The following is a 13,542-nucleotide window of genomic DNA, read 5'->3' on the forward strand; positions in this document are numbered from 1 at the left end:
GCTAGTACAACATCCCGTAAATTGCTTGATTAATTATCCGACTGTAAATAGGGCTGCAGGAGCGTGACGACGACATCGGCCATCTCCTCGAGCGAGCCGGTTCCGGGCAGCGGTTCCCAACGACCACTATGGCTGCGGAAGGCAGCGCCATAACGATTGCGGCCGAGCTCTGTGAGGCGCGCCACAACAGTGGGCTCCTCATCGTCCAGACGTTTGATCAGCAGGTGACGTCCGTAGGCTTGCGTAACAATTTGGTCATGGCCGAGCAAGGTGCGTAGTTGACGCTGAAGTTCGGCCGCGTAATGTTTGGTGGGTATGGCTGGCACGTCGGTCCCCTCGATTACGTTGCGCCGGTTTGTAGTGGGTAGCCCCGGAAACTCCATTTGAAGGGGCGCGCTGCCTGATTATGCTGGCGGATAAACTGCGCGGTTCGCTCGCGCAGGTGCGCGGTGCTGGTATGGCTGGCATGGCGCAATACCCGGCGCGTGTAGCGCGCAAACCATAGTTCAATCTGATTGACCCAACTCGCGTGCAACGGCGTGAAGTGGAAGTGAAACCGCTTGCCATGTCGCGCATTGAACGGCTGCCAGACGGCCTGGGCGCGGTGCGTGTTCAGGTTGTCCCAAACCACGTGCACCTGCTTGCCCGGGTATGCAGCAGCCACGCGCTCCATGAAGGCTACCAGATCGTCCTGGGTACGCCGCTCGCGGCACTCTGCCAACACCTTTCCCGTGTGCACATCCAGCGCAGCAATCAACGCCTGGGTACCGTGGCGGATATATTCAAACTCCCGACGACGCAGCCGTCCCGCCGCCGGTGCACGCCCCGGATGCTTGCGCTCGATGGCCTGGATACCTGTCTTCTCGTCGATGCTGAGCACCACCGCGTTTTTGGGCGCCTTGCGATACAGCTTGCAAATTACATTGACCTTCTCGCGAAAGGCGGGGTCGGGACTGTGTAGCCATTGCTGCACCCGGTGCGGGCGCACGTCGCCGGCCTGCAAGATCCGCTGAACATGGCTACGGCTGATCTGTTCGACGATGCCGCGCTCGATTGCGCGCGTCACGATCTCGTCGAGCGTCGGCGTGAGCCGCCCCTGCGGTTCCTGCGCTTCGCAAGCCAACGCAATCAATTGCAGTCGCGTTTCCTGCGCAATGCGCGGCGGACGGCCACTGCGCTCACCTTCCCGAATGCCCTGTGCGCCTTGCCGCGCAATGCGCTTGCGCCACGTGCTGACCGTCTGCACCGATACGCCGAGCTCTCGCGCAATCACAGTATTCGAGTGTCCCTCATGTGCCCACAACGCAATCCGAGCCCGCATCACATCCCGCTGCGGGGCCGTCTTCTGTGCGATCAGCGACAGGAGTTTCTCTTTTTCTTTCTTCGTCAGCTTCACTGACGTTGCGTGACGGCCTCGGCTCATCCCGACATGATAACCAAGGTTTAATTATTCAACGTATTTACGGGATGTCGTACTAGTCGATCCTGCTGTGCTCGCCGCGGGTAACGCTTCAAAGCGATAAATCGGCCCCACGCCGAGCTGTGACGGGTAAATCCGGGCGCGCATACGCTCGATCTAACGGAGTCTAACGTCGGGAATCGACAGTCGACCAGCCGTTCGAATGGCGGCTCTGCGGGACAGATGACCGGCAGCAAATGGCCGAGGTTGTGTGAAAAGGCAATGTTCAGCTTAGCCCTAGATCATCGCGAATGTTTCTTCGTAGCAACGCGCAGCCACCAGAAGTAAACAATCGCGATAGGCCTCCAGGGAGTAGGTGTCGATCCAGGCAAGCTTCTTTGGTGCGCCGACCAGTCGGCCTTGCCGCGCGAGCAGAAATGCGATGTAGCAATACAGACAAATTGACGGACCTATCGTGAGAGTGAAGATGGCAGGCGCAACATCCAGCGAAGTTTCCGCCGCCTGGAAATCGCCGAGACGGACGATTTTCCAAACGCCGTTGCGCTGCGGTTCGACACTCACCCATCAGGTACCGTGACCGATGATTCCGGAATGCACGGAAAATCGGTCACGCTACCGGAACCGGCGTTCACGATGAAACGGAATGGTCGGTCACGTTGAGCCGGATCATCGAGGAGCCACTACTCGCTGCCTTTGACCAGTTTCGACAGTAATGCCTTGGCAGCCGGCCCTGAAGACGCCGGATTTTGTCCGGTGAGCAGCAGGCCGTCTTCCAGCACATACGGCTGCCAGTCGGCGCCCTTCGAGAATTTGCCGCCTTTCGCCTTGAGTTCGTCTTCCACGAGAAACGGCACTACCTTCGTCAAGCCAACGGCTTCCTCTTCTGTATTCGTGAAACCAGTCACCGACTTGCCCTCGACCAGGGGCTTGCCATCGGGTCTCCTGACATGTCGCAGCACGCCAGGCGCATGACAGACGAGGGCCACCGGTTTACCCGCAGCAATCGTGCGTTCGATCAGGCCAATGGAATCGCGATCTTCGGCCAGATCCCACATCGGGCCGTGGCCGCCAGGATAAAAGACGGCATCAAACTCATCGCGTGCAACATCCTTGAGCTTTGACGTGCTCTCAAGCGCTGCCGTCGCAGCGGAGTCCGCTTCGAAGCGACGGGTTTGGTCCGTCTGAAAGTCGGGCTCGTTGCTTTTCGGGTCAAGCGGTGGTTTGCCGCCATTGGGTGACGCCAGAACGATATCTACCCCCGCGTCCTTGAACACATAGTAAGGTGCAGCAAGTTCCTCGAGCCAGAAGCCCGTCTTGTGGCCCGTGTTACCCAGTTGGTCGTGCGAGGTCAAAACCATAAGAATCTTCATGACTTTCTCCTTGCATGGTCTTTCGGAAGCGTTCTGAAATGGCAATTCCATACGGTCGGTTTCGATATGCATACTTCAACGGCGTCGTAACGAAGCTGGTATGGCGGGACGATTCGTCGGAATTGCCCCGCAGGTGCGCTCAGGCAGTTTCTGCCCGGGAAAAACATCAAGCAGCTCCGGATAAGTGAAGCCGGACAAGTTTCCGGAATCCATCGTCGGGATGATGGTCGCGATCTTGAAGACCCGTGCCGCCATCGCAAGTTGACGTGTTGTCCTGCAGCGCCGGGTGGTTGATTAACGGGACACCGAACACCATCTGCGGCTGCTGATCGATAACAATCAGCTGACAATTTTCACGTGTCAGCACCTCGAGCTTTGGATCGATCCTGTTTGATCCATCCATTCAGTGCGGGTCGGACATCTTCTAACAATTGGAAATCCGACCATGAACGTCACCTCGAAAGAAGTGCCACGGATAACGGCCTCATCGTGAGAACCCGCGGACTTTGCGTCGCTCGATTCTATCGACAGGGTTGGCGTCTGCACATGCCGTCGGCAGCGCGGAAAAGACTATGAAGAAGACTAGAAATCCTGCAGTGAAAAATCAATGAGTGACTCACCCGCACTGTCATTTTTCGGCGATCTTGTTGTTCGCGCGACATCGAGCTATCGCGAGTCAGGCTACCTGCCCACAGGTATCGCGCATGAACAGCCAAAAGTGCAGGCGTGACTTCCAAATGAACTTTGTAAGGCCTATACAGCATGCCGGGGATGGCCTCCTGCTCACCGCGCGCCCACCAGCAACCGTCTTGCCCTTCGTATGATGTTTGACCGCCCGTCGTCTAGTCCGTGAGCCACAACCTCCGAAGACTGCGCAGAGCGCGTGCAATGCATTGAGTTCGGCGCCGGGGAGACTTGCGATATCGCGCGGCCAGGTTCAGGTCTATAACTGTTACGAGGGGACCGTACCGGTCGTCAGCTTCAAGCCAACATGCTCCTGTCTCGACACCGTGGCTCTAGTATGGAGACGCCCTGAAACAGCTATTGAAGAAGGGGTGCGATATGGCAGCGGCGCCGGTCACAATGTATGTTTCCGCAGAGATGCGCCCGCAAGGACAGCAGCCGACATGGTGCCAGCTGTACACCGCCGGGTTGTGATTGGAATGCAGACATCGGCGCGCCTGAAAGCCGGCACCATGGTGGGCCGCACCTTGACAATGGAAGAGATGCAGGGAAGTCGATATCAACCGTCAATGGTACACGACGCGACCTTTCAAGGGGATAGACGTGAAGGATTCGCCATATTGGCCCGAGGGCCTTGCGCATCATCTCTCATTGCCGCAGGCTACGCTGTACGACAACCTCCAGGCCTCTGCCACCCGCTATCCGGAAAAGACGGCGATTCACTTCTACGGCAGCGCGATGACTTATTCCCAATTGCGAAAAGAAGTGGATACGCTGGCCGGGTTCCTTCAGCAGCGGTGCGGCGTCGCGCGTGGCGATCGCGTTGCGCTGTACATGCAGAACAGCCCGCAATATGTGATCGGGTACTTCGCAATCTTGAGAGCGAATGCTGTTGTCGTGCCGACCAATCCGATGGATACGCCTGCCGACCTTCGACGCATCGTCGAAGACTGCGGTGCGACAGTCGCTCTGCTGGGCGATGAACTATTCGGGAACGTCCGCCCGCTTTTCGGTGAAGTGCTCGACCACATGATCGTGGCGCGCTACGCGGACTATATTCGCGAAGCGACTGACTTGCCGCTGCCGGCCGTGCTGACTGCGGCCGGGCCTGACCTCGAGGCCCACCCCGAATTCTCAGCGACTGTCTCACCGAAAGCCGTGTGCTGGCATGCTGCAATCGAGGCCGCTCTGCAGCCGTCGGCGTATGTCGCATCGCCCGATGACCTCGCGGTCATTCCCTACACGTCGGGCACGACGGGTGCCCCGAAAGGATGTATGCATACGCATCGAGGTGCAAATCATGTTGTTGCTGCGTCTGCGCAATGGTGTCATGTGTCGTCGGACTCAGTCATCTTGTGCACGATGCCGATGTTTCATGTCACCGGGATGCAGCACACCATGAATACGGCCATCTTCCTCGGGGCGACCATGGTCGTGATGACACGTTGGAACAGTCGCTGTGCCGCGCAGCTGATCGAGCGCTATCGCGTTCGGTATTGGAGCGCCATTTCGACGATGATGATCGACTTCATGAGCGTGCCCGATCTCGACCGTTTCGACCTGAGCTCAATCGAATTCCTGGGTGGCGGTGGCGCTGCCATGCCCAAGACACTGGCGCAGCGCATGGCAGCACGTTTGGCCGTTCCCTATGTGGAGGGCTACGGGTTGTCCGAGACCATCGGGGCGACCCATATCAACCCTCCGCAGCGCTCCAGACAGCAGTGTTTGGGCATACCCATTCAGGACACGGAATCGATCGTGGTCGATCCCGCCACGTTTGAGCTCCTCGATACGCATTCAACGGGTGAAATTCTGGTCAGCGGCCCGCAGGTGTTCGCGGGCTACTGGGGGCGCCCTGACGCCACCCGCGATGCCTTCGTCGACGTTTCCGGGAAACGCTATCTGCGCACCGGCGACCTCGGCTATGTCGACGAAGACGGCTATTTCTTCTTCGTCGACCGGTTGAAGCGGATGATCAACGCTTCTGGATACAAGGTACGACCCGCCGAAGTCGAGACCGTACTCTTCGAACACCCTGCGATTCAGGAAGCGTGTGTCGTTGCGGCCCGCGACGCGCGCAGGGGGGAGACAGTGAAGGCATTCGTTGTGTTGCGCGCCGGCGCCGATGTGTCGGCACAGCAAATCATTGCATGGGCTCATGATCACATGGCGTCGTACAAGATACCCACGATCGTCGAATTCATCTCCGCGTTGCCGCGCACGGGTAGTGGAAAGGTGCAATGGAGACTGCTGCAGGAGCGCGAAAATGGTGCCTGAGACCTTCAACCTCGGTGGAATTCTGTCATGCACGTATTAGCGCAGAATGCGACTGTACGCGTTCAGTTCCCTCAAAGTACCGGCGTTCGGAAGCATTCGCCCTGGGCCAGCCGCAGCATCGCGGGTGTACGAGTTACCGCTTGCCGACACAGGCCAACTTGTTTATCCGCTTGCAGATGAACGTCATTGGGACGATCCCCGTCAGGCCAGCGGCCGGATGTTCTGGTTCATGTGGAAGAAGTTCGTCGGATCGTACCTGGCCTTGATCTGCTGAAGCCGTCGGTAATTGGAACCGTATGCTGCAATTGGTTCACCCGTCTCGTCGTCGTCCAAGTAGTTGACATAGCGACCGGCGGCAAAGAAAGGCCGCATCTCTTCGTAGGTTTCGCGAGCCCACGCGACGCATGCGCCGGACTCCGCCGGTTGCATCCACTGAGCGAGCACGAGGAAGTTGTAGCCTTCACGGCGGTGCGGGAATGCGGTATCGGTAACACCTACCCGGGCGACCGCGCCGTGGAAATGTTCGAGGAGCAGTTGGCCCATTGTCGTCGGGCATCGCGCGAAGCAGCTAATCATGGTGTCAATTGCAGCGTCGCTCAGCTCTGTGAGGAAATTGGACTTCCAGTAGTTGAGAGCGCCTTTCGGGAAGTTGGCGTCGAGCATGCGGTTGAGCTGGGAGTAGGGGATCGGCCCAACGGCATCCAAGATGGGAAGCGCGAATTGTTTCAGCGGCCGCATGGCCCTTTCGGCGTCTTCCAACGGCCCGCAGTGGCAGGTGACCAGGGCGGCCACTTCCGTGCCGGACCCGTCCGGCGCATGCGTCAGCGATGCGAACAGTGTCTGCTCATCAGGTAGCGATCGTGTGCTATTGCGGAAGAATTCGAGCAGGGCGCGGGAGCGTTCGATCGGGTGGATGATCGGGCCGCCCATAACGGTCGGCCCAACCGGGTGGAGTTCATACTCGAAGCTCGTGGCGACCCCGAAGTTTCCGCCGCCGCCGCGAAGAGCCCAGAAAAGCTCGGGCTCCTGCTGCTTGCTCGCCCGCAAGACCTTGCCGCCAGCTGTGACGAGGTCCACCGCCCGCAGATTATCGAGTGCCAGGCCGTATTTGCCCATCAGCCAGCCCACCCCGCCCCCGAGGGTAAGCCCGGCAATGCCCGTGCTGGAGACCACGCCACCGGTAACGGCCAGGCCATGCAACTGCGTCTCGCGATTGAGCTCGCCCCAGGTGACGCCGCCTTGCGCCCAGACTGTTTTGCTTTCCGGATCGACGTGGATGCCCTTCATCGGCGAAAGATCGACCATCACCCCACCGTCAATCGTCGCCCGTCCCGCCACATTGTGCCCGCCGCCGCGAATTGCGACCTCGAGGCCGAGCCTGCGGGTGACATCGAGGGACCCGACAACGTCGGCCACGCCGTGGCACCTGGCGATCAAGGCGGGCCGCTTATCGACCAGGCCGTTGTGCACCCTTCTCGCGTCCTCATAACCGACGTCCATGGGTTTCAGGAGCTGCCCCCGGAAGGTGGCAGCAAGGTCGGCCGCAGCGTCGGCCAGGGATCCAATCGGCAGCATGGCCTTTCTCCTCGAATTCGCCCCAAGTCGTATGCGTTCGCATTGAGCTTGTGTAGCTTGGTTTGTTATAGGGTGCCAACGACAGCACATGCAGACTAATGCGAGGCGCAATCCGCCACGCATTTCTCCGCCCTCAAGGGTTCGCTTCGTACAGATCGACGACGGTACCGATCGATGGCTGCGGCTTAAAATACAGGAGTAGCTGTCCCGTGTCAGCAGTCAGCACTTGGTTAGTCACCGGGTCGGTTCACGCTGCCATTGGAGGCGGCCTAATGATTTTGTCAAGACAACAGCAGTGGCTTCCGAGTAATCCGCCGATACCGAAGCGGCCGTCGTGCTAGCGCGGCCGAGTGCCATTCGCCGACGCCGGTTTGCGAACGACAGCAAACCAACCTGCAGCCGACACACCGCCCCATCGCCGACCGTCGGCTATGGCCGAGCTGCTCCCATCGAGAACCCACTAGGTTCCGAAGTGAACCGGCAGTTGGAATGACTTCGTGTGTTGCGCGAACGGCAACTATTGCTCTGGTAGTACGCGTTCACATAAACCGCCGGAACGTTGCTGTCGAGGATTCCCGTTCTGTAGAGCGTTCATCGAACTCTAGTCATGCGAACGTTGCTTCGCGTGAATATCAGCCATCTGCCTTTGTCCCGCAACATTGCAGCCCGCTTGATAGCAAAAACCTCGAGTCAATGCGCCGGGTGGTGATGAGTCGCAGCGGCATGGCCGCCGGAGACGACGATCCGTATTAGCAGCCGCATATATGCATGCGTTTACCAGATTTACCGGTTGCCAAAATTTGGTGTTATGCCCGACCGACCTACCGATATTCCAGCGAAGTAGCTTCGACTAGGGACTTCGTTTGGGAAGCCGTGATCTATTCTCTACAAGAGTGTTCTTTACGCTCGTGGTCGCCGCGTAGTGGCGGGCGAAGCGGAGGAAAGCATGGCGGACCTTCAACTCAACACGAATGAGATTTCGCGGACTGTCGCAGATCTGCCATGCCCGCCCGGCTTGCCTTTGCTGGGGAACCTATTCCAGATGGCGCCCGCTAAACTTCACTTGACCCTGGAGCGATGGGCGGGGCAGTACGGTTCGCCGTTCAGGGTCCAACTCGGCACGATTCCGATAACAGTCTGGACGCAGGTTGACCTGTTTCAGACTGTCATGCGCGAGCGTCCCAACCTGTATCGGCGTTTTTCACCAATAGAATCCGCTATGACAGAACTTGGCGGAAACGGACTATTCTCTGCCGAAGGCGCGGCTTGGGAACCGCAGCGCCGGCTCATCATGCGTGCGCTGTCCCTTTCCAATATCAGGGCTTTCTATCCGACGCTATCGGCGATTACCGAGCGTTTCCTCGTTCGCCTGCAGACCGCGGCAAAGGAGAATAGAACGCTAGAAATGACGGACGAACTTAAGCGCTATACCGTGGACGTGACAAGTACGCTTGCCTTCGGTGAGGACCCGCATACGCTCGAACAGGAGCGCGGTGTGATACAGGAACAGCTTGCGCTGATACTGCCGGCGCTCATGAGACGGGTCACAGCGCTATTTCCTTACTGGCACTATGTCACGCTACCGGAAGACAGGCGGCTCGCGCGGGCAATGGTGGAAGTGCATCGTTACGTTCAAAAAATGATTGAACGAGCATGTGAGCGTATGCGCCGCCAGTCTCCTGATTCGCCACCGCACAATCTGCTCGAAGCAATGCTTGCGGCGCGCAACGAGCCCGATTCAACGGTGACCGACGAACTGATCTCGGCGAACGTCCTGACGCTGCTGGTCGCAGGCGAAGATACGACGGCAAATGCAATTGCCTGGGCGCTGATGTACATTGCTCCGGATTCACCTTTGCAGTATCGGCTCTTCGAACAGTCATGTGCAGCACTCGGTGAATCCCGGGTGTGTCCGGACTACGATGCATTAAAGCACCTCGACCTTTGCGAGGCGGTGTGCAGCGAGGCCCTACGGCTGCGGCCCGTTGCAGCCATACAGACGTTCGAGCCGCTAGCCGAAGTGTGCTTGGGCGGCGTTGCCATACCTGCGGGGACGCGTATGCTCTTCCTCACGCGCCCGGGCATGCTGGACCCGCAGAATTTCGTGCATCCAGAGGTATTCAACCCTGACCGCTGGAAGCATCCCCGGGATCCGTCTGACGGTGTGCATGAACAGAAGGCTTACCTGACATTCGGCGCGGGCCCACGAGTGTGTCCGGGCCGCTATTTGGCAGGAGTCGAGATGAGACTCGTGATATCAATGTTGATGAAGCATTTCAGAATCGAACTGGCAATCGATCCGGAGGAAATTGAAGAGATTTCCGCCTTTACAATGGTGCCGAACAGGATGCCTGTGAGACTTCACCCCCTTACCTGAGTTGCCGACGGCTGACGGAGATCGGCTGAATCATGGGTCGGCTTCCGTCACATACTCCAAACCGTTGGGCCTTGGGGCAGCCCAGACTCTCGAAATTCGATGAGGGCAAACCTGGCATAAAAAGGCAGATTGCCTGGCTCGCTCTCCAGATACGCGGTAACACCGTCCTGGTCGCGCACGCGAAATTCGATTCGAGGCAGCTCGCTTCCAAGCCCTCTGTATTGAATGACAAGGTCGACGCCAAGTAGGTGCGCTTTGGAAGACGGAAAATAAAGCACGTTAGCGACGGGCAGTCGTCACCAGTCGTTTAGGGTTACGACGCCTGCAATCGTCCGCAGGAATGTGCGTGCGCCACTGCACGTTGCTGGCAGGCATCAAATAACCCTAAGGCAATGCTGATCAAGTCGACCAATCATGGTTGTCATGCGTTATAGCGTGGACATGCAACGGTAATAGCAAATACGATGAAACAACTGACGCTAGCGATGGCGGTCGATCTGACCTGCCTGATTTCTTCGGGCCATTTCAATCTTGGAGAATGGCCTCGGTTGCGTCAGTTGAACAATATAGCTGCTTAAACTCGTCGGGCGTCAGGTACGCCAGACTTGAGTGCGGTCGGACGGTGTTGTAGTGACGCCGCCATTGCTCGATCACGACCGTGGCCTCGGTGCGCGTCCGAAACCATTCGAGGCTCAGGCACTCGTCGCGGAATTTACCGTTGAAGCTCTCGTCCGCACCATTTTGCCAAGGCTTGCCGGGATCGCTGAGCGCCATTTCCATCCCGCTGTCCGCTGCCCACTTCAGGATGGCGCGCGACACGAACTCCGGACCATTGTCTGAGCGAAGGTAGCGTGGCGCACCGTGGACGCTGACCAGCTTCGACAGAACCTCGATGACTCGCCCGGAGCGGATCGATCCCGCAACATCGATGGCCAGGCACTCACGCGTGTATTCATCGATCACCGTCAGGCACTTCAGTTGCTGGCCGTTGGCGCAGGCGTCGAATACGAAGTCATACGCCCAGACATGCCGAGCCGCCGTCGCCGGCCGGGGCCGCGGGCGACGGACCGACACGCGTCTGCGCGGACGCTTGCGAGGCACCTGTAGCCCCGCAAGACGCCAAAGCCGCCATGCGCGATCCGCGCTCATCGGATGGCCTTGCCGTTCCAGGAAGATCTGGATCCGCCGGTACCCATAGCGGGGATGCTGCGCTGACAGGATGCTCATCGCCGCCAGCACCGGCGCATCCCGCACAGTGAGCTTCGATTCGTAATGCAGCGCCGATCGCGCCACCAACATCAGCGCGCACGCACGTCTCTCCGACAGGCCCCGCGCTTTGGCGTAAGCGACCTGCTGGCGTCGGGCGGGCGCGCTCACCACTTTTTTGCGTTGATCTCTTTCATCACGTCCAGCTCGAGATCGCGTTCCGCCAGCATCTTCTTCAGCCGCGCGTTCTCCTGCTCGAGTTGCTTGAGCCGCTTGACGTCGGTCGCCTCCAGGCCACCGAAATGCTGGCGCCAGTTGTAGATCGTCTGCTCGCTGATTCCGTGCTTCTTCGCTACCTCGGCGACTGGCGCCTTGTCCGCCTCGCGCAAGATCGTCACCATCTGTTCGTCGCTAAACCGGCTCTTCTTCATGACTTCCTTTTTTCCGTTGGAAGCCATTCTCTCAAGTTTCAGTTGGTCCGAAAATTCCAGGGCAGGTCAGATCAATGCGCGGGATTCGGAGCGCAGCGCAAACCTACGCGACGCGAGGCGTTTCTCGATGAGATGAACAGGCTCGTGCCGTGGGCCGAACTCTGCGTGGTGGTCGAGCCGCATTACCCGAAACGCGGCAACGGCCGGCCGCCAATCGCGCTGGAGCGCATGTTGCGAATTCATTTTGTGCAGCACTGGTTCAACCTTGCCGACCTTGCGTGCGAAGAGGCGCTGTATGACAGCCTCAGCCTGCGCCGTTTTGTGGGCATTGACCTGGGCAGCGAACCCGTTCCGGACGCGACGACGCTGCTCAAGTTCCGGCACCTGCTGGAAGAGCACAAACTGGGCGAGCGAATCTTCGCCGAGGTGGGTCGGGTGCTGCAAGCCAGCGGTATGAAGCTTGCCAGCGGCACCATCGTGGATGCGACGTTGATCGCCGCCCCCAGTTCGACCAAGAACAAGCAGCAGGCGCGCGACCCTGAGATGCATCAGACGCGAAAAGGAAAGCAGTGGTATTTCGGCATGAAAATTCATGTCGGCGTGGATAGCCAGAGCGGACTGACGCATAGCGCGGTCGTCACGGCGGCCAACGTGCACGACAAACACCCACTGCCACAGCTTCTGCATGGCCAGGAGCAGCGGGTCTATGGTGACAGCGCGTATGCGAGCCAGAAAGCGCTGATCCATGGCAAGGCCCCAAAAGCCCGCGACTTCACGAATCAGCGCACGCGCCGCAAGGACAGCGTCGATGAAGTGGCGCGTCGCAAGAACCGCAACAAATCGAAGATTCGCGCCCGCGTCGAACATGTGTTCGCCGTGGTCAAACGGTTGTGGGGTTTCACGAAGGTGCGCTATCGGGGTCTGGCGAAGAACGCCAATCGCGCTTTCGTTGCACTCGCACTGGCGAACCTCTACATGTCGCGAGGCCGATTTACGGGAGAGGTGCGTCCGTAAAGGGCGATACACGGGCGAAAAGCCCGCGCAGAACGCCTGCGGCGCGATAAAACGAAGCGGAATGACCATCTTCATTGGTTATCGGAAAGTTTACGCATGCTCAATCGCGATCAGTCGCGTTTACACGGCTTGATCAGCATTGCCCTAAACGCTTCCTGTCCTCACAACGGGAGCAAACCTGCGATTCGATCTAGTCGCTGGCCCGAAGTCAGCAAAGCCCGCCATACCTGCCGTTGGTGAATGGTCGCGCCAGCGGCTGCTGAGGCCGATGAAGGAGCGTTCGTCTTCACAACCGGATGGCTGGTTACGGGGCGGAGCCGACGCCTGAACGTCCGACCGACGGCGCATGTGTACGGCGGCTTGTGGCCGGGTTAAGGCAGTGTCCTCCGCAATTTGCTCGCCGGCCGAGCCCAGAACTTTCTGCAGCCGGACATACTCTTTCAGAGAGCCAGATAAATGAACTGCCCTTCGAGAACTTCCTTTGACGCTGATTGCAGTGTCGTAACAGCTCGCTGACAATGATGCAGGCGTGCTATTACGCAGATGTCTCAAAGCGCGGATCAGGCTGCGCTCCACAGGTCGGGCCTGCGGTCGTCAACCGACACATCGCGATTGCGGCGCCGTTCACGATGAGCGCGCGCTCCATGGATCGGCCGGCAAACTCCGCCTGCGCAATGCCTTGCCGGAGGCCGCCACAAACGCTCCCCGATGCCTCATTGATGCAGAATCGGCGCTAAGGCCACAACGACACGACCTGAATACGATGGACGACCCAGAATCGCTTTCCATGGCACTGCCCGACGGCACTAAGGTCTCTGCACTCCTCCGAGTGCCGGAGGACGCGCGAGCCCTGTATGTCTTCGCGCACGGTGCCGGGGCGGGCATGCAGCACGCCGGCATGTCGTCATTGGCCGACGCGCTTGCGGCGGCCAATGTCGCCACATTGCGCTACCAGTTTCCGTACATGGAGCGGGGCTCCAAGCGGGTGGACTCGCCGGCCGTGGCACATGCTGCCGTGCAGGCAGCCGTCGCAGAGGCCCGCCGGCGGCTGCCAGCCCTGCCGCTCTTCGCCGGCGGCAGGTCGTACGGCGGCCGCATGACGTCCCAGGCCCAAGCCATCTCCCCACTCGACGGTGTGCGTGGCCTCGCTTTCGTCGCGTTCCCGCTGCACCCGGCGGGCGCGCCCGG

The 13,542-nt window shown here is 59.3% G+C and carries 10 protein-coding genes and 1 pseudogene; 4 read left to right on the forward strand and 7 right to left on the reverse strand.

Going from position 1 to position 13,542, the window contains the following annotated elements:
- Window positions 1-29 precede the first annotated feature (29 nt).
- From BMW76_RS39340 to BMW76_RS40900, 5 genes and pseudogenes are all read right to left on the reverse strand, one after another.
- Window positions 30-326: a hypothetical protein gene (locus tag BMW76_RS39340; protein WP_090864976.1), complete on the reverse strand. Its 297-nt coding sequence runs from the start codon at window positions 324-326 to the stop codon at window positions 30-32.
- A 14-nt stretch (window positions 327-340) separates the two neighbouring features.
- A complete protein-coding gene (locus BMW76_RS39345) occupies window positions 341-1,423 on the reverse strand; it encodes an IS630 family transposase (protein WP_090864977.1) in 1,083 nt (360 codons plus the stop codon).
- 273 nt (window positions 1,424-1,696) lie between these two features.
- Window positions 1,697-1,981, reverse strand: a complete 285-nt coding sequence (locus BMW76_RS39350) for a hypothetical protein (protein WP_090874081.1) — start codon at window positions 1,979-1,981, stop codon at window positions 1,697-1,699.
- Between the two features lie 119 nt (window positions 1,982-2,100).
- Window positions 2,101-2,790: a type 1 glutamine amidotransferase domain-containing protein gene (locus BMW76_RS39355; protein WP_090874087.1), complete on the reverse strand. Its 690-nt coding sequence runs from the start codon at window positions 2,788-2,790 to the stop codon at window positions 2,101-2,103.
- Window positions 2,791-2,922: 132 nt separating this feature from the next.
- Window positions 2,923-3,193: pseudogene (locus BMW76_RS40900) on the reverse strand (hydrolase); the annotation flags it as partial.
- 884 nt (window positions 3,194-4,077) lie between these two features.
- Here BMW76_RS40900 and BMW76_RS39360 point away from each other — a divergent pair.
- Window positions 4,078-5,751, forward strand: coding sequence for a long-chain-fatty-acid--CoA ligase (locus BMW76_RS39360; RefSeq protein WP_245763579.1), 1,674 nt, complete (start codon window positions 4,078-4,080; stop codon window positions 5,749-5,751).
- Window positions 5,752-5,952: 201 nt separating this feature from the next.
- Here the strand turns inward: BMW76_RS39360 and BMW76_RS39365 are convergent, their stop codons facing one another.
- Complete coding sequence (locus tag BMW76_RS39365) at window positions 5,953-7,326, reverse strand: FAD-binding oxidoreductase (RefSeq protein ID WP_090874083.1); 1,374 nt, start codon at window positions 7,324-7,326, stop codon at window positions 5,953-5,955.
- 946 nt (window positions 7,327-8,272) lie between these two features.
- On the opposite strand from BMW76_RS39365, the gene BMW76_RS39370 reads away from it, so the two are divergent.
- The gene (locus tag BMW76_RS39370; RefSeq protein ID WP_090874084.1) at window positions 8,273-9,703 is read left to right on the forward strand and encodes a cytochrome P450; all 1,431 of its coding nucleotides are present in this window, start codon (window positions 8,273-8,275) and stop codon (window positions 9,701-9,703) included.
- Window positions 9,704-10,228: 525 nt separating this feature from the next.
- On the opposite strand, the gene BMW76_RS39380 is transcribed toward BMW76_RS39370, so the two are convergent.
- Window positions 10,229-11,340 (reverse strand): IS3 family transposase gene (locus BMW76_RS39380; RefSeq protein WP_090874088.1). Its coding sequence is split into 2 segments (ribosomal slippage): window positions 10,229-11,091 and window positions 11,091-11,340, totalling 1,113 coding nucleotides; the frame shifts between segments, so codons are not numbered across the junction.
- A 42-nt stretch (window positions 11,341-11,382) separates the two neighbouring features.
- On the opposite strand from BMW76_RS39380, the gene BMW76_RS39385 reads away from it, so the two are divergent.
- Together BMW76_RS39385 and BMW76_RS39390 are read left to right on the forward strand one after the other, a co-directional pair.
- Window positions 11,383-12,354, forward strand: coding sequence for an IS5 family transposase (locus tag BMW76_RS39385; protein WP_090874086.1), 972 nt, complete (start codon window positions 11,383-11,385; stop codon window positions 12,352-12,354).
- A gap of 763 nt (window positions 12,355-13,117) precedes the next feature.
- Window positions 13,118-13,542 (forward strand): alpha/beta family hydrolase (locus tag BMW76_RS39390; RefSeq protein ID WP_322789348.1); only part of this gene is annotated, 425 nt, incomplete at its 3' end.

This window comes from Paraburkholderia diazotrophica (assembly GCF_900108945.1).
GTDB lineage: Bacteria > Pseudomonadota > Gammaproteobacteria > Burkholderiales > Burkholderiaceae > Paraburkholderia > Paraburkholderia diazotrophica.